Annotated in this window: 18 protein-coding genes; 9 read left to right on the forward strand and 9 right to left on the reverse strand. The window is 58.5% G+C overall.

Annotated elements, in window-relative coordinates; all coding sequences use genetic code 11:
• The 3 genes from ACGS9J_RS00170 to ACGS9J_RS00180 form a co-directional block, all read right to left on the reverse strand.
• Positions 1 to 3,156, reverse strand: coding sequence for an efflux RND transporter permease subunit (locus ACGS9J_RS00170; RefSeq protein ID WP_442229099.1), 3,156 nt, complete (start codon positions 3,154 to 3,156; stop codon positions 1 to 3).
• A gap of 2 nt (positions 3,157 to 3,158) precedes the next feature.
• Entirely contained in the window at positions 3,159 to 4,301 is a 1,143-nt protein-coding gene (locus ACGS9J_RS00175; RefSeq protein WP_442229100.1) for an efflux RND transporter periplasmic adaptor subunit, read from the reverse strand.
• Positions 4,302 to 4,449: 148 nt separating this feature from the next.
• A complete protein-coding gene (locus tag ACGS9J_RS00180) occupies positions 4,450 to 5,964 on the reverse strand; it encodes an MDR family MFS transporter (RefSeq protein WP_442229101.1) in 1,515 nt (504 codons plus the stop codon).
• Between the two features lie 82 nt (positions 5,965 to 6,046).
• Here ACGS9J_RS00180 and ACGS9J_RS00185 point away from each other — a divergent pair, with 82 nt between their 5' ends.
• The 8 genes from ACGS9J_RS00185 to ACGS9J_RS00220 all read left to right on the forward strand — a co-directional run bounded on the left by ACGS9J_RS00185 (position 6,047) and on the right by ACGS9J_RS00220 (position 16,875).
• On the forward strand, positions 6,047 to 6,712 hold the full coding sequence (locus ACGS9J_RS00185) for a TetR/AcrR family transcriptional regulator (protein WP_442229102.1): 666 nt from the start codon (positions 6,047 to 6,049) through the stop codon (positions 6,710 to 6,712).
• A gap of 152 nt (positions 6,713 to 6,864) precedes the next feature.
• Complete coding sequence (locus tag ACGS9J_RS00190; RefSeq protein WP_442229103.1) at positions 6,865 to 7,914, forward strand: type II asparaginase; 1,050 nt, start codon at positions 6,865 to 6,867, stop codon at positions 7,912 to 7,914.
• A gap of 767 nt (positions 7,915 to 8,681) precedes the next feature.
• On the forward strand, positions 8,682 to 10,355 hold the full coding sequence (gene ggt, locus ACGS9J_RS00195; protein WP_442229104.1) for a gamma-glutamyltransferase: 1,674 nt from the start codon (positions 8,682 to 8,684) through the stop codon (positions 10,353 to 10,355).
• Positions 10,356 to 10,578: 223 nt separating this feature from the next.
• A complete protein-coding gene (locus ACGS9J_RS00200) occupies positions 10,579 to 11,190 on the forward strand; it encodes a tyrosine-type DNA invertase (RefSeq protein WP_442229105.1) in 612 nt (203 codons plus the stop codon).
• Positions 11,191 to 11,525: 335 nt separating this feature from the next.
• Positions 11,526 to 12,257: a fimbrial protein gene (locus ACGS9J_RS00205; protein WP_442229106.1), complete on the forward strand. Its 732-nt coding sequence runs from the start codon at positions 11,526 to 11,528 to the stop codon at positions 12,255 to 12,257.
• Positions 12,258 to 12,274: 17 nt separating this feature from the next.
• Positions 12,275 to 12,799 (forward strand): CS1 type fimbrial major subunit, encoded by a 525-nt coding sequence (locus ACGS9J_RS00210; RefSeq protein WP_442229107.1) that lies wholly within the window; start codon positions 12,275 to 12,277, stop codon positions 12,797 to 12,799.
• A gap of 228 nt (positions 12,800 to 13,027) precedes the next feature.
• Positions 13,028 to 15,658 (forward strand): TcfC E-set like domain-containing protein, encoded by a 2,631-nt coding sequence (locus ACGS9J_RS00215; protein WP_442229108.1) that lies wholly within the window; start codon positions 13,028 to 13,030, stop codon positions 15,656 to 15,658.
• A 20-nt stretch (positions 15,659 to 15,678) separates the two neighbouring features.
• A complete protein-coding gene (locus ACGS9J_RS00220) occupies positions 15,679 to 16,875 on the forward strand; it encodes a CfaE/CblD family pilus tip adhesin (protein WP_442229109.1) in 1,197 nt (398 codons plus the stop codon).
• 63 nt (positions 16,876 to 16,938) lie between these two features.
• On the opposite strand, the gene ACGS9J_RS00225 is transcribed toward ACGS9J_RS00220, so the two are convergent.
• Complete coding sequence (locus ACGS9J_RS00225) at positions 16,939 to 18,882, reverse strand: DUF3857 domain-containing protein (protein ID WP_442229110.1); 1,944 nt, start codon at positions 18,880 to 18,882, stop codon at positions 16,939 to 16,941.
• Between the two features lie 132 nt (positions 18,883 to 19,014).
• On the reverse strand, positions 19,015 to 19,584 hold the full coding sequence (locus ACGS9J_RS00230) for a helix-turn-helix domain-containing protein (protein ID WP_442229111.1): 570 nt from the start codon (positions 19,582 to 19,584) through the stop codon (positions 19,015 to 19,017).
• 129 nt (positions 19,585 to 19,713) lie between these two features.
• Here ACGS9J_RS00230 and ACGS9J_RS00235 point away from each other — a divergent pair, with 129 nt between their 5' ends.
• Complete coding sequence (locus ACGS9J_RS00235; RefSeq protein ID WP_442229112.1) at positions 19,714 to 20,619, forward strand: DMT family transporter; 906 nt, start codon at positions 19,714 to 19,716, stop codon at positions 20,617 to 20,619.
• 9 nt (positions 20,620 to 20,628) lie between these two features.
• On the opposite strand, the gene ACGS9J_RS00240 is transcribed toward ACGS9J_RS00235, so the two are convergent.
• The 4 genes from ACGS9J_RS00240 to ACGS9J_RS00255 all read right to left on the reverse strand — a co-directional run bounded on the left by ACGS9J_RS00240 (position 20,629) and on the right by ACGS9J_RS00255 (position 25,803).
• Positions 20,629 to 21,522, reverse strand: a complete 894-nt coding sequence (locus ACGS9J_RS00240) for a LysR family transcriptional regulator (protein WP_442229113.1) — start codon at positions 21,520 to 21,522, stop codon at positions 20,629 to 20,631.
• 233 nt (positions 21,523 to 21,755) lie between these two features.
• Complete coding sequence (locus ACGS9J_RS00245) at positions 21,756 to 23,054, reverse strand: c-type cytochrome (RefSeq protein ID WP_442229114.1); 1,299 nt, start codon at positions 23,052 to 23,054, stop codon at positions 21,756 to 21,758.
• Positions 23,051 to 25,333 (reverse strand): molybdopterin cofactor-binding domain-containing protein, encoded by a 2,283-nt coding sequence (locus ACGS9J_RS00250; RefSeq protein ID WP_442229115.1) that lies wholly within the window; start codon positions 25,331 to 25,333, stop codon positions 23,051 to 23,053. The genes ACGS9J_RS00245 and ACGS9J_RS00250 overlap by 4 nt, the downstream gene beginning before the upstream one ends.
• Positions 25,330 to 25,803, reverse strand: a complete 474-nt coding sequence (locus tag ACGS9J_RS00255; RefSeq protein WP_442229116.1) for a (2Fe-2S)-binding protein — start codon at positions 25,801 to 25,803, stop codon at positions 25,330 to 25,332. Before ACGS9J_RS00255 ends, ACGS9J_RS00250 begins: the two co-directional genes overlap by 4 nt.
• Positions 25,804 to 26,045 lie beyond the last annotated feature (242 nt).

The raw sequence follows: 26,045 nt of genomic DNA on the forward strand, positions 1-26,045 counted from the left end.
TTATTCTCCTGCCTGTGGCGCAGTGTTTTCCAGCGGTTTGGCGGGCGTTGTTTTGCGGGAAAACATCCGGCGCACCAAGACATAGAACAAAGGAACGAAGAAGATCGCCAGTAAGGTCGCCGTGATGGTACCGCCGATGATCCCGGTACCGATGGCGATCCGGCTGTTGGCCCCGGCACCGCTGGACACCGCCAGTGGCAACACACCGGCGCTGAACGCCAGAGAGGTCATCAGAATAGGACGCAAACGCATGCGGGAGGCCTCAACGGCCGCGGCGATCAAGGCTTCGCCCCGCTGGTAGTTCTCCTCGGCGAACTCGACGATCAGAATGGCGTTCTTGGCCGACAGGCCGATAATGGTCAACAGCGCCACCTGGAAGTAAATGTCGTTTTCCAGACCACGCAGCGTGATCGCCAACAAGGATCCGACCACGCCCATCGGCACCACCATCATCACCGCAAACGGGATTGACCAGCTCTCGTACAGCGCCGCCAGGCACAGGAAGACCACCACCAACGAAATGGCATACAGCGAGGCAGCCTGCCCGCTGGTCAGTCGTTCCTGATAAGACAACCCGCTCCAGGAGAAGCTGCTGGTTGAGGAGAACTGCGCCGCCAGTTTTTCCATCTCGTCCATCGCCGTGCCGGAGCTGGTGCCGGCTGCCCCCTCGCCGGTGATCTCAAACGAGGACAGACCGTTGTAGCGCGACAGATTTTCCGGCCCGTAAATCCAGTGGGAAGCGGCAAAGGCCGAGAACGGCGTCATACTGGTGGTCGAGGTGCTGGAGGTGCCACGGACAAACCATTTGTCCAGGTCTTCCGGCTTCGACCGGTACTCGACGTCGCCCTGCATATAGACTTTTTTCACGCGGTTGCGGTCGATAAAGTCGTTGACGTAGGTGCTGCCGAACGCGCTGGTGAGCGTGCTGCTGACATCACCGGCGCTCAGGCCCAACGCCTGCAGTTTGTCGTTGTCGATCTCCACCTGCAACTGCGGGGTATCCGGCAAGGTATTGGCGCGCACCGCGCTCAGGCTCGGATTTTTCCCCGCTGCGGCGATAATCTGGTCACGCATCACCTGTAACTCCGCGCGCGTGGTCGCCCCTTTGGCCTGCAGCTCGAAGGTGAAACCGTCGGACTGACCAAAACCGTCAATCGCCGGGGGACTCATTGAGAACACCTGGGCATCACGGATGGTGGCGAAGTGCGCCATCGCGCGTTTGGCAATCGCGTCGGCAGTATTGGCGCTGCCGGGGCGTTGGCTCCAGTCTTTCAGGCTGACGAAGGCCATACCGGCGTTTTGCCCGCTGCCGCTGAAACCGAAACCGTTGATGGTGAAAATGGTGCTGACGTTGGCCTTCTCGTCAGTGAGGAAATAATCTTTTACCGTATCGCTGACCGCCGACGTGCGGGCATCGGTGGCACCGGCCGACAAGGTGTATTGCACCATCACCACGCCCTGATCTTCATTGGGCAGGAAGCCGGTCGGCAGCCGCATATACATCACGGCGGCGGCGATCAACAACAGTCCGTACAGCAGCAGATAACGCATCGGGCTGTGGATCACCCGGGCCACTTTATCGGCATATTTCTCCTGCAGGCGGTTATAACCACGGTTGAATTTGCCCAGCAGGCCCTTGTCGGTCAGATCATCATGAGCGGGTTTGAGCAAAGTGGCACACAGCGCCGGTGCCAATGTCAGTGCCAGGATCACCGACAGCACCATAGACGCCACGATGGTCACGGAGAACTGGCGGTAGATAACCCCGGTGGAGCCCCCGAAGAACGCCATTGGCAGGAACACCGCCGACAGCACCATGGCGATGCCGACCAGCGCACCGGTGATCTCCTTCATTGATTTTTCCGTCGCCTCGCGCGGCGACAGTTTCTCTTCCCGCATCACACGTTCGACGTTCTCAACCACCACAATGGCGTCGTCCACCAACAAGCCGATCGCCAGCACCATGCCAAACAGCGTCAGGGTGTTGATCGAATAACCGAAGGCGGCGAGAACGCCAAAGGTCCCCAACAGCACCACCGGTACGGTAATGGTCGGGATCAGCGTGGTGCGCAGGTTTTGCAGGAACACAAACATCACGATCACCACCAACACCACCGCTTCGATCAGCGTTTTCACCACTTCTTCGATCGAGATATTAATAAAATCGGTGCTGTCTTTCGGGTAGGCCACCTTGTAACCGTTCGGCATCGAGGTCTGGTATTCCGCCACCTTGGCTTTGACCAGCTTGGCGGTATTGAGCGCATTGGCCCCGGCGGCCAGTTTGACCGCAATCCCTGAGGCCGGATGACCATTCAACCGGGCGCTGGAGGAGTAATCCTCGTTACCCAGTTCCACCCGTGCGACGTCGCCCAGGCGCACCAACGCCCCGCTGCTGTCACTTTTCAGGATGATATTGCGGAACTGCTCCGGCGTTTGCAGACGCGATTGCGCTTTTACCGTGGCGGTCAGTTGCTGATCGGCCCCGGACGGCAAATCGCCGACTTTACCGGCGGAAACCTGGGTATTTTGCGCTTCTATCGCCGTGGCCACATCCGACGGCATCAGTGAAAAGGACGCCAGTTTGGTCGGATTCAGCCAGATGCGCATGGCGTATTCCGATCCGAACACCTGCACGTCGCCGACGCCTTCAATGCGCGACAGCGGATCCTGAATGTTACTCACCAGATAGTCGGAAATATCTGCCATGCTGGCCTTGTCGGTTTCATCATACAGGCCGACGATCAGCAGGAAACTGTTCTGGGATTTCTTGACCGTCACCCCCTGGGCCGTCACCTCGGTAGGTAAACGGCTTTCCGCCTGCTGCACCTTGTTTTGCACCTGCACCTGAGCGATATCCGGATCGGTACCCTGATCGAAGGTCACGTTAATTTTCACCGAGCCGTCGGAGCTGCTGGTCGCAGAGAAATAAAGCAGCCCATCCAGCCCGGTCAGCTGTTGCTCAATCACCTGGGTGACGCTGTTTTCCAGGGTTTGCGCATCCGCGCCCGGATAGGTGGCGGAAATGGAAATCTGCGGTGGGGATACGTCCGGATATTGCGAAATGGGCAGCGAGTTGATCGACATCAGCCCACACAGCATGATGATGATCGCAATCACCCAGGCGAAGACCGGCCGTCGAATAAAGAACTGCGCCATGGTTACTGCTCCCCACCGTTAGCCGTCGGTTTTTTCACCTCAACCGCTTTGACCTCAACGCCGGCAGCCACCTTATTGGTGCCTTCGACAATCAGGCGGTCGCCCTCATTCAGGCCCTTGCTGACCAGCCAATTGCTGCCGATAACCTGCTCGGTGATGACCGTCCGCTGCTCCACCTTGTTTTGTGCATTGACCACCAGTGCGGTCGCCTCGCCCTTGGCATTGCGGGTGATCCCCTGTTGGGGGGCCAAAATACCTTTGGGATCGACGCCATTGTCTACGCTGGCGTGAACATACATGCCGGGCAGTAATTGATGCTCGGGATTGGGGAACACGGCGCGCAGGGTGACGGAGCCGGTAGACTCGTCCACCGCCACTTCCGTCAGCTCCAGTTTGCCAGGGTGGCTATAGGGCGTGCCGTCCTCAAGCTTGATGGCGACCGGTGTGACATCGTCATGTTGCAGTGAAGCCTGCTGTTTACGCAGCTTGAGCAATTGGCTGCTGGACTGCGTGAGATCGACATAAATCGGATCGAGCGCGCGAATGGTCGCCAGGGCATCGGTCTGGCTGGCGGTCACCAGCGCGCCCGGAGTCACCGAGGAAATGCCGATACGGCCGGAGATCGGCGCACGCACCTGGGTATATTCGAGATTGATTTTGGTGGTTTCCAGCGCGGCCTGATACTGTGCGACCGCGGCAACCGCTTCCAGATAGGTCGCCATCGCGTCATCCGCATCCTGTTTGGAGACGCCATTCTCTTTCACCAGTGCGGCATAGCGCTGCGCCTTCAGGCGGCTGGATTTCACCGTAGCCTGAGCGCTTTTCAACTGGGCGGCGGCCTGATCGTAGCTGGCCTGATAGGTGGCGGGATCGATTTGATACAACACCTGCCCGGCCTTGACCTCGGCACCTTCGGTAAACAGGCGTTTTTTGATGATACCGTCCACCTGTGGCCGCACATCAGAGGTCATGGTGGCGTTCACCCGGCCGGTCAAATCGCTGCTTAGCGTTACCGGTTGTGCCTGCAGCGTCGCCACGCCAACCTCTTGTAGCCCGCCTGCACCGGCAGGTGCGCCGCCGCTTTGGCCATCACAGGCGGCCAGCAACAACGACAGGCTGACCAGTAAAACTCTTTTCCTTTGCATCGACTTTCTATCCTATTGAGAACGTTTATTCTCAATATATAGAAAACGCTGTTTTTAGTCTGACAGGGTTATGTAAGGATTCAGTAAAATTGCATCGCTGAGCATGAAGGGAGCCGGTGCGCACGCGCTGTACGCACCGGAGGGTGACTTATTTCTTGCGTAGGGGAACGTCTTTCAATAGCCAGGTCAACGCAAAGGCCAATGCCATCACCCCGGCGGCAATTTGGTACACCGAGTGGATCGCGCCGCCAAAGGCCTGCAAATAATCCTTCTGTAGCGTCACCGGCAGTTGGTGCACTGCCGCCGCCCCCAGTGAACGCGGCAGTTCCGTGCCCTCAGGCAGCAGACTGGCCAAACGGCTGTGCAGCACATTGGTGAAAATCGCGCCAAACACCGCCACGCCGATGGAGCCGCCGATCGAACGGAACAGCGTGGCGCTCGAGGTGGCAACCCCCATGTGTTTGGGTTCGACGCTGTTTTGCGCCGCCAGGATCATCACCTGCATCACCATACCCAATCCCAACCCCAGCAGGCTGATGTAGAGATACAGCAAATGCACCGGGGTTGAATTGTTCAGCGTCCCCAGCAACACCATTCCGGCCAGGGCGCACAGGGTACCGATAATCGGGAAGATGCGATATTTGCCGCGTTTACTGATTAACCGGCCGCTGACTATCGAACTGATCATGATCCCCCCCATCAGCGGCAGCAATTGCATCCCGGCCTGGGTCGGCGTGGAGTCCTTCACCACTTGCAAATACAGCGGCAGGAAAGTCACCGAACCGAACAGCGACATCCCCACGATAAAACCGATCAGCGCGCATAACACAAAGGTGCGGTTGCGGAATAACCCGAGCGGAATGATCGGCTCGCTCGCCAGCCGTTCCTCATAGATAAAACCGCCCAAAGACACCAAGCCAAAGGCCAAAATGCACCACAGTTGCCCGTCCGACCAGGCCATTACCGTGCCGCCCTGGCTGGTAAACAGGATGATGCAGGTCAGCGCGGCGGCAAGATAGCTTGCCCCCAGAAAATCGATTTCATGCTTAACCCGATTGACCCTGGATTGGAACACCGCACCAATCACCAACAGGGCAAAAATCCCCAGCGGCAGGTTGATATAGAAAATCCAGCGCCAGGAGAAGTGTTGCACCAGCAGCCCGCCGATCAGCGGGCCAACCACCGTCGCCAGGCCAAAGACTCCGCCAAACAGCCCCTGGTAACGCCCACGTTCGGCCGGTGGGATCACATCGCCCACCACCGCCATGGTGACGACCAACAACCCGCCACCGCCCAGCCCCTGTAACGCACGCATCAGGATAAGCTGGGTCATATTTTGCGCCAACCCGCACAGCACCGAGCCGAGCAGGAACACCACAATGGCGATCTGCAACACGATTTTACGGCCGAACAGATCGCCAAACTTGCCATACAGCGGCACCACAATTGTCGATGCCAACAAATAGGCGGTCACGACCCACGACAGGTTCTCCAGGCCGCCGAATTCGCCAACGATGGTCGGTAACGCGGTGGAGACAATAGTTTGGTCGAGCGCCGCCAGCAGCATGACCAGCAGCAGCGCGGAGAACAACAAACGGATCGAAGGTGCCTGGTCGGACGCCCTGCCGCTTTCTTCGTTGCTTGCCAGATGACTCATACCCATTTAGCTGAGCTCACTTGTAATTAATTAATCGAGTAATTAATATATGAGTTATTCTTTTCTCCGGTCAATGGATCTCACCGCGATGACAGCACAAAACGTTCAAACCCCACGCCGCCCAGGTCGGCCAAGCGGCGCCGCCAAAGGCACAGAAAAACGCGAGCACCTGCTGGACACGGCGCTTAATTTGTTTGCCCGTCAAGGCATTGCCGATACTTCACTGAACGCCATCGCCCGTGAGGCCGGGGTCACCCCCGCCATGCTGCACTACTACTTTCACAACCGGGAACAGCTGCTGGACGTGTTGATCGACGAGCGTTTCCTGCCGGTACGGCTCGCTGCCGGCAACGTTTTTGACGCCAATACGGACGATCCTGTCGCCGCCTTCACCCAACTGGCCCAGCGGTTTATCGATCTTTCTACCGCTCATCCCTGGTTCGCCCCCCTGTGGCTGCGGGAAGTGATGAGCGACAACGGCATACTGAAACAGCGGATGGACGAGCGTTTTGGCGATGCACAGCGCAAAACGGCCCTGACGTCGATTATTCGCTGGCAGAAGGAAGGCAAACTGCATGCCGATCTGGAGCCTTCGCTGCTGTTTATCACCCTGTTCGGCATGACCCTGTTGCCGCTGGCCACCGCACCGAAATGGCACCGCGACCACAATAATCCCCACAGCCCGCAGAGCGCCGAGGTCATCGCCCGTCACGCCATTGCGCTGTTAAGCCACGGGCTGGGGCCACAGCGCTGAAAGAAGATCTATTTTGGTGCGGTGCGCTCCCGCAATGAGCGTCACTCGCCGCCACGGCGGCCCTTTTCGCCCTGCTACCGCCCCTGGCCTGACTGGCACCCTTTTTGCTTTGGCTACTCCTGCCAGTTTGGCTTGTTAATCAGGGGTAGCTTATGTTTCAAACAATTAGAGTGGCGTTGATCTGTTTCACCTTCAGCTTTGCCGGTGTGGCGAGCGCCGCCGGGGACTTACCCCACATCGTAATTTTGGCCACCGGGGGCACCATCGCCGGCTCTGCGGCCAGCAACACGCAAACCACCGGTTATAAGGCTGGGGCACTGGGTGTGGAAACGCTGATTGCGGCGGTGCCGGAAATGCAGAAAGTCGCCCGCGTAGACGGCGAGCAGATTGCCAATATCGGCAGCGAAAACATGACCAGCGAAATACTGCTTAAACTGTCCAAGCGGGTCAATGAACTGCTGGCACGCAGTGACGTGGACGGCGTGGTGATCACGCACGGCACCGATACGCTGGATGAATCCCCGTACTTTCTCAACCTGACGGTAAAAAGCAATAAACCGGTGGTGTTTACCGCCGCCATGCGCCCGGCCACCGCCATCAGCGCTGACGGCCCGATGAACCTGCTGGATGCGGTCACCGTGGCTGCCGACAAACAGTCTGTGGGGCGCGGCGTGATGGTGGTGCTCAACGACCGCATCGGCTCTGCCCGCTTTAGCACCAAAACCAACGCCACCACGCTGGATACCTTCAAAGCGCCGGAAGAAGGCTATCTGGGCGTGATCGTCGGCGGCAAGCCCTACTTTGAAACCCGGGTAGACAAGATCCACACCAGCCGTTCGGTGTTTGACGTTCGCGACGTCAACGCATTGCCGAAAGTCGACATTATCTATGGCTATCAGGACGATCCTGAATACATGTACGACGCGGCCATTCAGCACAAGGTGGATGGCATTGTTTATGCGGGCACCGGTGCCGGTTCGGTTTCGGTGCGCAGCTCGGCCGGGATCAAAAAAGCGGAGAAAGCCGGTGTGTTGGTGGTGCGCGCCAGCCGCACCGGCAGCGGCATTGTCCCCGAAGACAGCGGACAGCCTGGCCTGGTGTCGGATTCACTCAACCCGGCCAAGGCACGCATTCTGCTGATGCTGTCGCTGACCAAAACCCATAATCCTCAGGTCATTCAGGATTACTTCCACACTTACTGATCCACTTTACCCAGCAGGGCCGCAACCGGCCCTGCTCTGTTGTCATGACGTTGCCCCTCCCCACGATTAAAGACCAGGCTTGCAGGAGAATAGGAATGATGGGCTGACCTTAAATATGATAAATTATCGGCTTGGCAGTTACGCGGACTTGTCAGCCATCTGAGGATAGATTGACATCGCTCCTCCTGAGAATAAAAGGTTTAGCTATGAAGCCGGAAAGGTTCAAAAGATTAAGATTAGTCGCAGGAATCGCTTTTGCCGTTTATTTGCTGACGCATCTCAGAGAGTTTAACTTTCCCATCTCCTTGATTAAAGCCTGTGTTGCCTCCCTCCTATGCACGTCGATTTATGCCTTCCTTTCCAGCCACTTCTGGAAGAAGTATGTTTTGAAGATAAATGACGATACATAGCAGCCAAAATAGAACGCGCACTTAGCAAAGGTTCTCCCCACTGAGCTAATCGATAACCTACTGCCTGGGGGGATTGCAGCCTCTAACGGAACAAAGCGTGCAAGCCCCCCACTGAGCGTGGCTTATTCATCCTGATAGCGAGAACACCCCGCGTCCCCCGCATTTTTGTTAGTGATTACTAACCCCCATTACCGTCGGAGATTTAACGTTCCACCTCACGCTTCCAAACGCCGGATAAAGCGCGACGGATTGAGCGGTGCTACTTTCAATCAAGCGCCTGACAGCGTTAAACAATGGCGCTAAGTGGTTGTTGAGATTGAATTCACCTGTCATCGTTCAATTCGAAAAGGAAAGGCTATGCATTCCGGTATATTGAAAACATTAGCACTCAGCGTGGCGCTGGCCACCCTCAGCCCTGCGGCATTCGCCGCTAATCTGAACGCCGGGGCCGTGGCGGCGCCGGATCAATACAGTGCCAAAGTGGCCGCACAAATCTTGCAGGCCGGCGGCAATGCCGTCGATGCTGCGGTAGCGACCGCCTTTACGCTGGCGGTGACCTACCCGGAGGCCGGTAATATCGGCGGCGGCGGTTTTATGACGCTGTACATCGAGGGTAAACCCTACTTCCTCGACTACCGTGAGATCGCCCCTAAAGCCGCCAGCAAAACCATGTACCTGAACGAAAAAGGCGACGTTATCGAGAACCTCAGCCTGGTGGGAACCAAGGCCGCCGGCGTACCCGGCACGGTGCTCGGGCTGTGGGAAGCGCACAAACGCTTCGGCAAATTGCCCTGGGCAGAGTTGCTGACCCCGGCTATCGGTTACGCGCAACAGGGCTTTAAGGTGGCCGGCCAGCAATATCAGTACCGTGAGGACGCCAACAAACTGTTCGCCGATAAAACCAACTTCGGCGATTACTTCGGCAGCATGAAACCCGGTGCGGTGTTTAAACAGCCGGAACTGGCCAAAACGCTGGAGCGCATCGCCGACAAAGGCGCGGATGATTTCTATCAGGGGGAAACGGCCAAACTACTGGTGGCACAGATGCAGCGCGATGGCGGGTTAATCACCCCGGCGGATCTGACCGATTACCGGGTGAAATGGCGTGAACCGATGAAGATCGTCTGGCGCGGCAACACCCTTTACACCGCCCCGCTGCCCAGCTCCGGCGGCATCGCGCTGGCACAGCTGCTGGGCATCAAAGAGGATCGTGCCGCCGATTTCAAAGGCGTGGAGCTGAACTCCGCACGCTATATCCACTTACTGTCGGAGATTGAGAAACGCGTCTTTGCCGATCGCGCCGACTACCTCGGCGATCCGGACTTCGCCAAAGTGCCGGTAGATCAGTTGGTCGCCCCGGATTATCTGCAAAAACGCGCGGCGGAAATCAACCCCACCGCCATTTCACCGACCGAAAAAGTGCGTCCGGGGCTGGAACCCCATCAAACCACCCATTTCTCGATTGTGGATGCCCAAGGCAACGCCGTCAGCAACACCTACACGCTGAACTGGGACTTCGGCAGCGGCGTGGTGGTGAAAGGCGCCGGCTTCCTGCTGAATGACGAAATGGACGACTTCAGCGCCAAACCGGGCGTGGCCAATGCCTTCGGCGTGGTCGGTAGCGACGCCAACGCCATTGAGCCGGGCAAACGCATGCTTTCATCCATGAGCCCGACCATTATCACCCGTGACGGCAACGTTAGCCTGGTGATCGGTACCCCCGGCGGTTCTCGCATTTTCACCTCGATTTTCCAGGTGATCAACAATCTCTATGACTACCAGTTGCCGCTGGACAAAGCGGTGGCCGCCCAGCGCGTTCATCACCAGTTACTGCCGAAAGACACCATTTTCTACGACAGTTTTGCCCCACTGACCGGCAAAGTGGCCGAACAGTTAAAAGCCATGGGATACACACTGGAGGATCAAGGCTGGTTCATGGGGGATATACAGGCGATCCGCGTCAATGGCGATACGCCGGAAACCGCCGCCGATCCACGTGGCCGTGGTGTCGGACTGGTGGTGAAGAAATAACCAAAAAAAACCGGGCGCCTTGGTCAGAGGCTTGCCCGGTTTCTGTAAGTGGCTTGGCGGCGCAGGCAGCGTTGGTTTTATTGGCGCGCCCAAATCAGCCAATTCCTGGTCAGTCACACAGTTTATTCCTAATTCCCGGCACGTGACGCCTTCATTTCTTATACTCTCCTGCCGGCCCATTAACGGGCCGCTTTGCTTTTTTACCCCACCAACAGGAGTCACGATGAAGAAAAATGAGCGCAAGCACCTGACGCGCGCGGAGATCGAACGCATGCTCACCGCCGCGGGCGACAGCCTCGATCCGGAACGCAACACCTGCCTGCTGTGGATGTGTTTTGTCCACGGTTGTCGGGTCAGCGAACTGACCGGCCTGCGCCTGGCGGATCTGGATATGGCGGCAGGCAGCCTGTATGTCCGCCGCCTCAAAAACGGGCTGTCCACCGTGCAACCCCTGCATCCCACGGAGCGGGAGTTACTGACACGCTGGCTGGAACGCAGGCAAAGCTACCCGGGGGCAGCCGCTTACGACTGGCTGTTTTTGTCACACAAGGGCGGAAGATTATCCCGTTCACGCATCTACCGGATATTGAAGCAATTGGGTGAACGTGCGGGTCTGGCGATTGCGGTACATCCGCATATGTTAAGGCATGCTTGCGGTTACGCGCTGGCGGATAAAGGGGCGGATACACGACTGATTCAGGATTATCTCGGTCATCGCAACATCCAGCATACTGTGCTGTATACGGCCAGTAATGCAGGACGATTCAAGGCACTTTGGTTCGAGGATAATGTAACATTTTTGAGCCAAAGTGTTACATCGTGTATTTATGCCTAAATAGACAGATAATGGCGTGAGATATTGCTGATAACTGGCCATGGATGGCCATTTTTCAGCAGAATAAACTAGAGATCTGAGGGGGAGTTCAACGGAGTCATGTGACGATAAACAAGATAGTGAAATATGCTGGCGAGATCGTTTTTATGCAGGATATTATAATTAACTGATATTTAATAATAAAAATTATATAAGGCGATATCTTTAAAAAAATATTGACGATTTTATCAGCACAATCTTAGTATAGTGACACTTTGGCTCAAAATGTTGCGTTATTACCGGCCGCAAACCGGGCCTTTTTTAGACCTTTCATGCATCACAGGGAGTGTGCAGACATGTCAAAACTCAACCGCCTCGCGGGGTTCCCCCGCTGCAAACTCGTCGCGCTGACGGTCTCCCTGATACTGGTCAGTACCGGTAGCCTGGCCAATCTGACGGTCTACCCGATCAGCAAGGATATCGGTGCCGGCCAGGAGGCCACCACGTTGCAGGTACTGTCCAAATCGCCGCAGACCCAATACGTCCGCGTCGGCGTCAAACGCATTCTCAACCCCGCCACCCCACGCGAAACCGAAGTGGATGCCGCCAGCCAACAGGGGCTGGTGGTGTCACCGGACAAGTTTGCCTTGCCGGCCGGCGCCACCCGCACGGTGCGACTGATCAGCCTGGCAACGCCGCAGCAGGAAGAAGCCTGGCGAGTCTATTTCGAACCGGTGGCCTCGTTGAACGACGACGACGATAAAGCGCAAAACGCGCAGGTGAACGTCAACCTGGTGTGGGGCGTGCTGATCCGCCTGCTGCCTGCGGTCATCCAGCCGAAAATGGCGCGCAGCGCCGACGGCAAAGAATTACTCAACCAGGGCAACGTGCGCCTGGGTATTTTGAAAGTGGGTCACTGTACGCCGGCGTGTCGCTGGCAGCAGATTGACCGCAGTGTCTATCCCGGTGAAGCCCTGGTGCTGCCCGCCGGGATGTCAGGTGGCGTGGTTCGCGTGGAATATCGCGACGGCGCTGCCACTCCGGTGACGGCGGATCTGCCGGCCGGAGCCTCAACCCAAAAACCATGAAATAATAAGGATGTTGTATGAAAAAGTTGTATGCATTTACACCAGTAGCTCTGGCCACCCTGTTCTCCCTGTCTGCCATGGCGGTACAGAAAGACATCACCATCACGGCAGATATCGACCCGATGGTCGAACTGCTGCAAAGCGACGGCACCGCGCTGCCTTCCAGCCTGAAAATGACCTACCTGCCTGGCGTCGGTCTGCAAAAACAACGCATCAGCACCAAAATCTTCACCAACGATGCAACCAAACAGGTTGAAATGCGTCTGTTGACCGCGCCGGTGCTGGCGTCCAACACCAAGCCGACGGCGGTGGCTATCCCGCTGAGCGTCAGCTACAACGGCAAAACCCTGACCACCGCAGTGACCAAAGACTCCACCCTTCAGCCGACAGAACTGTTCCCGAACGGGCGTCTGGATTCCGGCTCCGTGCCCTTTGACCTGGTGATTTCGCAAACCACGCCGGGCGTCATCACCGAGTCCGGCAGCTACCAGGGTGTGGTCAGCCTGGTGCTGAATACCGCTACCGCTGCTGTCACGCCATAACAAGCCTGCAGGGCGCACGTTAGGTGCGCCCTTAGCCTGATGGCAAACCCCCGAAAAATGGGATTTTCGGGGGTTTGGGTAAACCAGAGGACATAATTCTTTGTTTTTATTAGCCCCGTAGCAGGGCTTTTAACCGCAAATGACTTTGTCAGCACTCTGAGGGCGCACTGAGGTGCGCCCTTTTCCCGGGTCTGGATGACCCCGGTTTGACCAAGGGAACTGATCGCCATGAACACCCGCTACCACCCACTGTATCTGGCCCTGTTGGTGGCCTGCCAGGCTGCGGCTACGTCGCAGGTACCGCCGGGATTCGAATCACTGCTGCTGGGGCAAACGGAACGGCTGGAAGTCCGGCTGCCGGGCCGTTCGCTCGGGCTGTTTGTCGTCGAAGTCAAACCCGACACCCTCACCTTTGAAGAACCGCAGACGCTGTTGGCCGCCGCCGGCCTGGAAACGCTGCCTGAACAACAAAAACAGCAGGTGCTGCAAGCCCTGAGCCAGCCGCTGGCGCGCCATGGCAACCTTGCCTGCAACGGCAGCGTGACACCGGGGTGCGGCTATGTCGCCACCGACAGCGTGGCCGCCATTCTGGATGAAAGTCTGGGGGCGGTGCTGTTATTTATGAAGCCGGCCTGGCTGGCCAGCCTGAAACAAGACCAACGCTGGCTGACCCCAACCCCGGCAGCGAAGAACGCCTTTATCCATCGTCAGACCGCCAACTACAGCGGCGACAAGGACAGCCAGAATCTGGCGTTGAACGGCACCGGTGCGCTGGGGCTGGGCGAACGCCGTTTCCTGGGCGGCAACTGGGCCTATACCTGGAACCGGGTGCGGGACGCCAGCGTCAGCCGCTTGTGGTTCGACAATCTGTATGCGCGCCAGGACATGGGCAACCGCTACTACCTGCAGGCGGGCCGCATGGACCAGCGCAACCTCTCCAGCCCGCTGGGCGGCAACTTCTCCTTTACCCTGCTGCCGCTGACCCGCTTTGACGGTCTGCGACTCGGCACCACCGAGGCCTACGTCAACAATAGCATCAGCCGTGACGCTACCCCGGTGATGGTTCAGGTCAACCGCAATGCCCGGGTGGATATCTATCGCGGCACCCAGTTGCTGGGCAGCCAGTATTTTGCGCCGGGCATGCACAACCTGAACAGCGACAGCTTTCCGCCCGGCAGCTACCCGCTGGAGCTGCGGGTATATGAAGACGGCGTGCTGCAACGCAGCGAAAGCCAGCCGTTCAGCAAGGGCGGCAGCACCTTCAGCGACCGCTGGCAGTGGTTTTTTCAGGGCGGTAAGGCCTCCAGGGAAAACGTGGCCTCGCAACCCTCTTCCTCGCAAAGCACCGGCGCAGCCGGGGTGCAGTTAGCGCTGTGGCGCAACCTGCAACTGACCAGCGGCGTGGCCAAAACGCAAGGCACCGCCTATAACGAAACCCGGCTGGATGCCCAACATGCCTTCAGTTTCGGCGTACTCACCCTGGCGGCCAGTGGGCTGGCTGGCAACGATGGCACCCGCGGTGACAGCCAGCAACTGAGCTTCGTCGACGGCTTTTCCGCCAGCCTGTACCGCTTCCACATCGGCGGTGCCGACTGTGGCCAGGCCGACGCCAACCGCAACAATGACATGGGGTGTTATACCTCGCTCAACGGCTCGTTTTCTGTGCCGATTGCCGGATGGAGCGCCACGCTGGGATACAGCGACACCCAAAACACCGGGCGCAGCTACCAACGCCCGATGTCGGCAGACGGCCTGGTGCCCGCGCAAACCCTGCGTTCCGACAACCAGCGCAACCGTGCCTGGCAACTGGGATTATCGCGCGCCTTCAACTGGGGCGGCACCACCGTCAGCACCCGGCTGGGGGGCTTTCGCAACCGCAACGGGCAGACCACCGACAACGGTGTTTATCTCGGCTTCACCCTGTCGCGGGCCGACAATGCGGCCACCGCCGGCGGCAGCGACAGCTACAGCAACATCGGTGTGGACTGGCGCAACGGTGGTGGCCGGTCGCAGACCAGTTACAACCTTAACCATACCCGCATGTGGCAGCAGGATACCTACCGCGAACTGGCCCTCAACTTCGCCGGCTACAACGACGAGAGTTACAGCGGCAGCGTCGGTGGCCGGGCCAACGGGCGCTATGGCGACCTGACCGGCACCTTGAGCGACAGCCAACGCCGTGGCGGTGGCAGCCGCAGTGCGCTGACTGGCGGGTATTCCTCGGCGCTGGCGGTGTCTGCCGATGGTCTGTTCTGGGGCGGTAATGGCGGCGGTGAACCGTCCGCCGGACTGGTGGTGCGCGTGGCACCGGCAGAGGAAGACGGCGCGGCCGCGCAGGTGAACGGCGGCAGTGGCCGTCCGCTGACGCTGGGCTTTGGCCAAAGCACCCTGCTGCCGCTGGAAGGCTATCAACTGTCGAACGTGGCGGTGCGGGACATCACCGGCACCTCCGGCGGCGGGGTCGCCAACGTGAACGGCGGCGCCGGCGAAAGTAATTACTTCTTGCCGCCGGGCCGGTTACTGGTGCGAGAAGTCAGCGCCAATATCACCTGGGTGTATATCGGCCGGGCACTGGGGCCAACCGGCCGACCGTTGGCCAATGCGCAGGTGCTCAATCAGGCGTTACCGGCGCTGGGGGCCGACGGCGGCTTTACTTTGCAGGCCAAACAGAAGGTGCCGGCGCTGTGGCTGTTGAGCGACGGGCAACTGATGCGCTGCCCGCTGCGGGTCAAAACGGTCAGGGACATTTTGCAAATCGTTGGCGAAACACGCTGCACGGCGGCCGGTGCCGAGGGGCTGCCGCAGTCGCTGCTGATGACGCCGCGGGTGATGAAACTGCTGGCGACCGCCAAACGCTAACCACAGGACGGAAAAACACCATGAATGCGATGTTAGAAAGGACGTTGAAAAAATTATTGCGCCGCAGCCTGTTGCCGCTGTTGATGGTAGCGGTCAGCCTGCCTGTACAAGCACTGATCATCCCGCCGGCGGACAACCATCAGGTAATCACCCTGAACTATGACAAGAGCACGCCACCGGCGGACAGTTATATCTGGAACCGAACTTCTGGCGGATATAATGATTCAAATAGAAAGTATGGAGATTGGGATTGGCGCAATGGTGTCTGGCAGTGCCTCTCTGCCACCGATACGACAAATGGTGCCTGTACACCTGTAGGGACATGGGTATGGGTGGCGTCGGGTCCTGTGCCGTCAGCTCTGATATTGCGTTTTACGGAAAAACGTTCCCACTTGTCGGTGGATATAAAATTACTGGGGTTTAGTGAACGGCAAGTTAACGGCTCTAATTGCTGGGGAGCTGGCTACCTGGGCAAAAATCCTTTTTGGAGTGGTGCTTATAAAGGATGCAAGGATGGTGCTACTGAGGTTGGATTAGCCCTAACACTCTGGCTCCCTCAGTCTGAACTGGCCAAAATCCCTACCGGCGGCAGTTGGCAGGCAAAATTGGTGCTCAGCCAACAGGATTGGGTTCTGGATGTCGGCCCGATTAACAAAGTCGCCACCTTCTCCGCCGATATCACCCTGAACGTCACCGATAAATACAACGGCGCGATTTACTTACCGGCCTTTGGCAGCGCCACGCCGCGCGTCGATCTCAACCTGCGCACCACGCCCCTTTCCAGCGCCCCCGGCGGCCAGGTCTCCGGCCAGGCCAATATCGACATGTGCCTGTACGACGGCTACAACAGCAACAGCCCCTGGCTGAAAGTGGCATTTTCCGATCTGCATACCATTGCCGGCCGCGCGGCGGATGTGTTCTCGGTCAGCCGCGACGGCAGCAGTGCCACCGCCACTGCCGATCGCATCGATTACCGCGTCACCCTCAATTACAACAACCAGCCGCAAAAGGTCAACAACGGCCAGGCCATCACCCTGACCGGCGTCAATACCGCGCTGATTCGCCCGGTGGTGCTGCCCGGCATTTCATTCCCGGTGGTCTGCACCCCGACCCCGCTGACACTGGACGTCATGCCGTTCGCCAAGCTGAGCAAGGCCGCCGGTCATTTTACCGGCACGCTGCGCGTCACCCTCAGCGCGGATGCCCTGGCCCCTTAATAGCCCAAAAAAACCGGGCGCCTTGGTCAAAGGTACGCCCGGTTGGTCTTTTCTGCTTTATTGCTAGCGGGTGGCACCGGCAGGCGCAATACCGGCATTCGCCAACTCGCCATACACCACCTGCCCACGGAAGCCGCGACGCACCTGCTGGAACAAGGCCCGGAAGGCCGGGTAATCCTGCGCCTGGCAGAGCGCGTCCTTGCCGCGCACCGCATTCATCTGCAGCTGATGCTTGACGATCACCTGTTGCCCTTCGAGCTGCCATTCAACCTGGTATTTACCGGCCGCATTGCTGAACTGCTGGTTCTTTGGAATGGCAATAATCGGCACACCGGCGGGCAAGTGCAGACGGTAGGTTTCGTCATACTGCTGCGCGGTGCAGAAGAACGGGGTTTCGTTAGTTAGTGCCGACGTCGTCGAGTAAAGCGAGCGGAAGGACTTGCCGCCAGGCGGCGTCGGTACCGTCATCCCGCCCACCACGCCAAAATCGACATAATCCTCGGCTTTGAAGCGGTAGCTGTAGGCGAACGGCTGTTTGAGATTGAACGCATCGCCGTGCATCGCGATTTGCCCACGGCCATCAATCCCTGAGGACGCCATAATGTTTTCTTCGATCCGCGCTCGGTTTTGCTGATTGATCTGCGAGAAATAGCCTCTCAGGTCGATCTCGTCCACCTCTCCCAGTTTGCGTTCGGTTTGCCCGCGCATATTGCCCGATTTGTCGAAGAAGAAGTCCACGCTGAGGGAGGTATTGTTGCGCTGTTCGTCGTTGTCCGGAGTACGCGCCAATTTCGCTTCGCGCGTCAGCAGCACCGGCGCCCCGAGATCCGCCCCCGGCAGTTGGCCAAAACGCGCCCAGGGATTGGTCGAATCCAGATACAGTTTGAACTCGGGTACGTAGGTAATTGCATGGTTAAAGCGGCCCAGCAGCGGCACCTTCGGCAATAGCGGCCCTTGATCCATGCCGATCAGCACCGGTGAGCTGACGATACCCTTGGCGGCTAACAGCGCCTCGAGCACCACCACATGATCCTTGCAGTCGCCATAATGGTTATCCAGAATGCTCTGCGCCGAATTCGGCTCCAACCCGCCGTTGCCCAAATAGACGGCCACGTAACGAATATTCTGCGCGACCCAGCGATAAATCGCCGCCGTCTGCTCACGGCGGTCGCTGATGCCGGCGGTAATTTTATCCGCCAACGCCTGGATCGCCGGAGTCACTTTCGCCGCCTGGTTGGCTTTACGTTGATAGGCTTTGGCCAACTGCGGCCATTCGCGATAGGTGCTGGCCATAATGGTTGGGCTGAAGGTCCAACTGTTGGCCGACCAGTTTTGCGCCTTCAGCGGTTCGCTGCGTTGGTAATGCCAGCGCCAGTGCGCCTGACCGTCGCGGATCTGCGGCTTGTCACCGCCCTCCACTCCCCGGATAAAGACCTGCATCGGCAAATTGGCCGGTGCTTGTAAATTGACCTCGGCATCATCAAATTGGTCAAAGACGCTAAAGGTCTCCCACAGGCCGAAGTAGTCCGGGAAGTACGGAGTATTTTGCGTGCGAACTACCTGATACACCACGCGAGAACCGGGGGCCAGGTTGGAGAACACAATCACCCGCACCTTGCGATCGGCATACAGGGGCGCCGAGGCACTGGAGTAGCTTTCCTGGGTATAAATGCGATCGGGTGCGACGTCGTGGCGCTTGCCATCGGCAGTCAACGTATAGGCGGAGACCACCTCCAGCGTTTCCATTTTTTCGCTGTAGCTCAGGCGGATCTGGCTGAATTGTTCTACCGCCGCCTTGGTTTTGAGCAGAACTTCGTAGCTTTCAGTCTTGGTGTTACTGGCATTGGCACGGACCTGGTAGTCTGCCCGGTAGCGCACAAAGCTGTAATCATTGCTGACGGCGGCATCCTGAGCCGCGGCTGCGGGGGCGACGGCGGCCAGCAGCGTAGCCGGCTGCGTCGCCGTCAGTCCGGCGACCAACATAAGAGAAGGGATAGCAATTTTCATCTTCGATCCTTGAAGTTTTTTAAACGATAACAGTGACATTGATGGCGCAGTGGCCACCGGTGCAACAGCGGCACACTAATACAATTGAGAATTATTTACAATAAAATGCCGACGCCGCAGGGCAATCCCTCTCTAACCTTGCTCGATCAACATGACCGCCGTGGTATCCCTCTCCAGAGCGTCGAAAATATGCTCCCGATCGGCGGAGTAACTGATGTAGTCCCCCGCACTCAACTCTACCTGCTGGTCCGTCGGCCCAACCCGTGCCCGGCCGCTGCTGATAATTACATGTTCAATGGTACCCGGCATGTGTGGGCGGGAAATTCGCGCTTCACCGGGTTGAACAGACAGGCGGTAAATATCGCGCTGCGCCCCCGGCGGACAGGTCGCCAGCAAGGTGGCGGCATAGTTGGCCTGCTCGGAAACGGTGGTCACCCCCTCATGGGCGCGGATCACCTGAACGTGCTGACGCGGCTGGGAGATTAACCGACTGACCGGCACATCCAGCGCCATCGCCAACGCCCACAAGGTTTCCAGGCTGGGGTTGCCGCTGCCGGTTTCCAGTTGCGAAAGCGTCGATTTTGCGATGCCGGCCCGGCGGGCCAGTTCGGTAACAGAGAGTCCCAACCGCTCGCGTTCGCGGCGAATGGCGGCCGAAAGCAGGCCGATGGGCGTGGCATTACTGCTGGCATTGTCGCTCATTGTTCACCATATCGTTCATTTGTTCGACTTGACGAACAGCGGCGAGCTGTTCATCATAATGTTCAGTTGTTCATTTTAATGGTAACCGCAGACGGCGGCAAGCGCTGAGCGCAATCAGGGGGAAGGCAAATGAAGGTAAAAACCGGCGGCGTGTTACAGATGACCCTCGCCATGATCATTTCCGGTACCGTGGGCTGGCCGGTGGTGATGCTGGGACAACCGCCAACCACGGTGGTTTTCTGGCGCTGTGCGTTTGGTGCGTTAGCGATGTTGATCGCCTGCGCCCTGCTTGGCCTGCTGAAAAAAGGGATGTTAACCCGCCGTGATGCGGTTATGGCGGTGCTGGGTGGCGTCGCGCTGGTGCTGAACTGGGTGCTGCTGTTCGGCGCTTACTCCTACGCCTCGATTGCGGTGGCCACCGTCACCTACCACGTTCAGCCGTTTATGCTGGTTGGGCTGGGAATGCTGTTTTTCGGTGAAAAAATGACGCTAAACAAGTTTGGCTGGCTGTTGCTGGCCTTCGGCGGCATGCTGCTGATCATTACCGGCAAACAAAATACGGGCGATGCCAGTGCCGATTATCTCACCGGCGTGTTGCTGGCGCTGGGGGCCGCCTTTATGTACGCGCTCGCGGCGGCGATCGTTAAACGTTTGCAAGGTGTGCCACCGCACCTGATTGTGCTGATTCAGCTCAGCGTCGGTGTCGTTCTGCTGGCCCCTTTCGCCGGGCGGGCCGATCTGCCGTCAACCTCCGATACCTGGCTGCTGCTGGCGACTATTGGGCTGGTACATACCGGGCTGATGTCCTCGCTGTTGTACAGCGCGATCCAGAAAATCCCCACCGCCCTGGTCGGGGCCTTGTCGTTCATTTACCCGGTGGTGGCGATTATCGTCGACTGGGCGGTATTCGGTCACCGCCTGAGTCTGATGCAACTGTTGGGTGCCGCTGCCATCTTGTTGGCGGCGGCTGGCATGAACTTTGGCTGGCGGCTGATGCGGGCGGGGAAAACGGTGCGCTGGGGAGATAGTCGGTAACTCGCCGGGTTATTTTTTAAACCCGTTCAGCCCGGCAATCACCTTCTGCAACGCCCGGTTGAGCGGTTTATCCTGACGCAACGCCATGGCCAACGTGCGTTCAAGCGTCGGCGTCAGCGGGTTCCCCCTGGCGCCGGACAACGCCATGCGTGGGACAATGCTGTACCCCAGCCCGGCGGCCACCATCTCTTTGATCGCTTCAATGCTGCCCAATTCCATCACCGGCGTGGCTTTCACCCCGGCGCTGAGGAACCAGGCGTCAATCAATCTGCGGGTGCTGCTGCCGGCCTCAAAGGCGACCCAGGGCAACGCGCCCAACGTCTGCGGGGTGAACAGCGTGGGCGCATTCGGATCCTCAGCAGGGAAAATAGCCACGAATTCGTCCTGCAACAGCGGGGTTAACTGCAGATTGCGGCCGCTGGCCGGTAAGGTCACCAGGGCGATATCGAGCCGGTTTTCCTCCACCGCTTTCACCATGTCGTCGGTGTTGCCGGTACGCACGCCGATGTTCAAGAGCGGGTAAGCCTGTTTCAATTCACGCAGCAGCGGTGGCAGCAAATGAATACAGGCCGTTGCGCCAGTGCCCACCGTGATCGCCCCGGCAATCTCCTGCGCATGGTCAGCCATGGCACGCAGCGCATCATCCACCGCCGTATTGATACGACCGACGTGCTCGAGCAACACTTCACCGGACGAGGTCGGCCGCACACGTTTGGCCACCCGTTCCAACAGCCGAACCTGCAGGCGCTGCTCCAGTTGACGGATTTGCAGGCTAACGGCAGGTTGGGTTAGCCCCAACACGTCACCCGCCGCAGAAAAACTCCCTTGCCTGACCACCTGCACAAAAGTGTTCAGCTGATCCAAATTCAATTTTTCCACCGTGAAACGCCCCTCAAACCCCATTTATCTGCGAATCATAAGCCAAAAGGCTATCCCAAAAATATCAAAAGCTAAGCGAATTAACGTATTCGCCCTGGCTGGGAAGAGCTGTTATTTATTTAACCCGACACGGGAGGGATTAACGATGGCAGGATACGTGTGGAATGACCGCCTGAAACAGAGCATTCGTTTCAGCTACTGGAATGAACTGTGCGTTACTGACGATAAAGGGGCCGTTGCGGCCCCTCTCTCCAGAACTATTTCTCCGCCGTTTGGGCTCGCAAGCGACTGACCTGCGCTTGCAGATCGGGCCACGGGGCTTTCCCCGCATAGCTGTGTCGCAGGTAATTAAGCAACTCGGCAATCTGCCGATCATTCAGGTTATGACGAAATGCCGGCATATACCCCAGATTGACATTGGCCGGTTGCTGAATGCCGTCCAGTATCACCCGAATGGCGTTGTCCGGCGTATCGGCATACAGATTGGTGTTCAACGCCAGTGAAGGCCTGACCCCAGCCATCTGCGCGCCCTTTTCCTGCGCATGGCACGCCATGCAGGCACCGGAGAAAATGCGTGCTCCTTCCGTGGTTAGCGGCTCCGTGTGCAACTCGGCCCACTGATTCAGGCGCCTGGCTTGCGCCACCTTCGGCTCCGCCGGATGATAAGAGCGCAGATAGGTGGCGATGGCCTGCAAGTCTTGCTCCGGCAACCGCGAAAGCCCCTCCTCGATCACCGGTGCCATTGGCCCTGCCGCCACGCCGTGATTCGCCGAATAGCCCGTGCGCATAAAGCTGAGCAAATCCTCGCGTTTCCACGCCAGCGGAGCCAAAGAGCTGCCGGTTAACGACGGGGCAGTCCAGTCTTCCGCTACGCCGCCGGTCAGGTGCGCAGCCCCGCCTTTCTCGCCAAACATAAGATTACGCGGCGAGTGACAGGCACTGCAGTGTCCGAGACCTTCGGTCAGATAGGCCCCCCGGTTCCACTCGGCGCTTTGTGCCGGATCGGCCTTCATCGCGCCCGGCGTCAGGAACAGCCAGTTCCAGGTAACAATGCCCTGGCGAATGTTAAACGGAAAACTCAGCGCAGTGACCGGCGGCTGATAGTTCACCGCCGGTTGCGACATCAGATAGGCGTACAACGCCTGCAAATCTTCATCGCTGGTGCGGGTAAATGCCGTATATGGGAAGGCCGGATAGAGATAATGCCCTTCACGATCAACCCCATGGCGCATTGCTCGCTCAAAGGCGGCATAGGACCATTTGCCAATGCCGGTTTCGTTATCCGGCGTAATATTGGTGCTGTAAATGGTGCCGAACGGGATCTCCATCGCCAGCCCCCCGGTGTTGCGTACACCGCCCGGACGGGTATGACATACCGCACAGTCGCCCAGATCGGCCAGCATCTTGCCGTGGGCGATCTGTTGCTGACTGAAAACGTGGGACTCCTTTTCATCTCGCGGCGCAATTTCCGGCTGCCAACTGGCTATCGCCCCGGCCACTACCACGGCGACTGCCGCCAGGCCGCCCCAACCGGCGACTTTCTTTATGCTGCTCATAATGACTTATCCCTTTCTGCCTTGCCGGAAGCCGGTTGTTTTAACGCCTGCAACACCCGTTCAGGGGTGAATGGCACTTCTCGCAGACGCACGCCCAGTGCATCGAACAACGCATTGGCGATCGCCGCCGCACTCGGCACCGAAGCGGATTCCCCTGCGCCCATCGACGGCTCATCCGGGTAGTCCAGCAGTTGGATATCCACCTGCGGCAACTCGTCAAAGCGCAGGATCGGGTAACCGCCCCAGTCCAGCGACGTCACCGCCGTGGCGTCAAAGGTGACGAACTCCTTCAGCACCCGGCTGGCGGACTGAATGATATTGCCATGCACCTGATGGCGAACCCCGGCCGGGTTGATGATGCGGCCACAGTCATGGGCAACGAAGATTTTATCGAGCTTGATCTGGCCGCTGTGGCGATTGACGCTGAGATCGCACACCCAGGCGGCCCAGGCCGCGCCAAATCCGGGGAATTTGCTGTGAAAATAACGCGCATAGGCAAAGCCGCGTCCCTTCACCCATACCGGGTCGCCGGATACCGGGCGACGATGCGCCGGGCCATCCTGCCAATCAGCCTGCTTTTTCAGCGCCTGGATCAACGCCACGGCGCGCGGATCTTTCAAATATTGCAGACGAAAAGCTATCGGATCCTGCCCGGCACGCCATGCCAGTTCATCAATCCAGGATTCGTGGGCGAACACGTTAGGCAACGCCGAAACCCCACGCATCCACGAAGCGCGCACAATCGGTGCGGCGTCCTGACAAATCACCCGCATGTTGGGATATTCATACTGCGGAATGGCGGTTCTGTCGCCCATCTGCTGCACGTCGGCCCGGTTCGGCACCTTGCCGGCCAAAACCAGTGACAGTGTCACCGCGTTATTGGAGGGATAACTGGTTTTCAGTTCGTATGCCGCCACCTGGTGGTGCTCGTCCAGCCCACCGCGCACTCGCATCAGTTGCCCGGTGCCTTTGGGTTCCCAACCCGACTCCTGCTCACGCATCAACTGCACCCTGACCGGCTTGCCGGTGGCCTGCGACAACAGCGCAGCGTCGGCCGACACGTCATCGGCGCAGTTGCGGCCATAGCAACCGGAGGCTTCCATGCGGTTGATATGCACCTGTTCCGGTTGCCGGTCGAGCAAGTGGGCGATGTCTTTGCGCAGATCGTGAGGATTTTGCGTTCCGGACCAGATTTCCGCGTGATCGCGGCCAACATCGGCTACCGCGCAGGACGGGCCGATCGACGCGTGTTGATGGTAAGGCCAGACGTAATCGGCATTGACCTGGGTATGCAGCGAGGCCAGTGCGGCATCTACCCCGGCATCGTCACGCAGCACGCGGTCGGTTTTGGGGTTGTCCGCCAATGCCGTATGCAGCCCGTTAAGCGAAAGATCCGGCAGACCGGACCAGGGACGCCACACGGTTTTCAGTTGCCGCATGGCTTCGATGGCCTGTTCTTCGCGCTCGGCGACGATGCCGATAAAATCGTTAATCACCACCAGTTTGACAATGCCGGGCAGATGGGCGATGGAGTCCCGGTCTACCGACAGCAAACCGCTGCCCAGAGGCGCACTGCTGTCCGCCCCGATATAAGGCGGCCGCACCACCCTGCCATGCAGCATGCCCGGCAGCCGCAGGTCGTGCACATAGGTTAACTGACCCGTGACCTTGGCCGGGATATCCACCCGTGGCACCGCTTTGCCGACGTAGCGGCTCTCCGCCACGCTTTTCAGTTCGATGGTTTTATCCAGCGCCACCTGTAAATTTTGTCCGCGGGCCAGATCGCCGTAACTCAAGCTGACATTCGGCTGATTGATTGCAAACACCCGGCCATTTTCAGCCTGCAGTCGCTCCACCGGTAATGCAAAGGCCTTGGCGGCCAGCGCCAGCAGCAATTGCCGCACCTGTGCGGCGGCCTGGCGCAGCGGTATCGAGGTGACCTGGATGGTGGCGCTGGCGATGGTCGGCCCCTGATCCGGCGTGCGTTGGGTATCGCCCAAAATCACCGTGACATGGTCGAAAGGCACGCTGATTTCATCGGCGACAATCTGCGCCAGCGCCGTGCGAATGCCGGTACCGAGATCCACATGGCCGTTAAAGGCGGTGACCCGGCCGTCGGCGGTCAGGCCGATAAAGCTGTCCACGCGATCCAGCGGCAGATTGCCGGCGATCGCCGGGGCGGCGGCCAGGGCGTTCAGTGAAACGGGCAGCAAACTGCTGACCATAACCAGGCCACCGGCCTGCAACAGGCGGCGGCGGGTGATTTCCAGACGGCTCATGCCTGCCCCCTTTCCGCCAGCAACTGGCGGGCTTTGGCGGCCGCACGCAAGATCTCGATATGGGTACCGCAACGGCACAGGTTATAGGCCAGTTCGTTTTTGATCGCTTGCTCGTCAGCCTGCGGATCACGCTCGAACAGGGCCACCAGGGTCATGATCATGCCGTTGGTGCAATAACCGCACTGCGCAGCCTGCTCATCGATAAAACCTTGTTGAACCGGGTGCAGTTGCCCCGCCTCGCCAAGGCCTTCGAGCGTGGTAATGGACTTATTGAGGGCGCCGCTGAGTGGGATGGAACAGGAACGGGCGGCTACGCCGTCGATCAGCACCGTGCAGGCACCGCACTCCCCCAGACCGCAGCCATATTTTGGGCCATTGAGGCCCAGATCGTTACGTAATACGTAGAGCAGAGGCGTTTCGGGTGAAATTGCCCCCAGTGCGACCATCCGGCCGTTTATTTTAATTTCCATGGTGAATATATACCCTTAACCAAACGGATTTCTCCGTAATATCACTGCGGTGAATGATTCGCAGCATGCTAATTATAATCATCAAAAGACTTGGTAATGTTAAGGGTATGTAGCGCCAAATGCTTTACCGAAAAGTGGGTATTTATGATCAATTTCTGACAACGGAAGATAGTAACGCCAGCCCCCCTGCTGAGGGAGAACAAAAAACAATCAACCCTGCCCCATGAGCGGCCGAAATCGAG

The sequence above is a fragment of the Serratia quinivorans genome (genome assembly GCF_052113645.1).
Classification (GTDB): domain Bacteria; phylum Pseudomonadota; class Gammaproteobacteria; order Enterobacterales; family Enterobacteriaceae; genus Serratia; species Serratia quinivorans_B.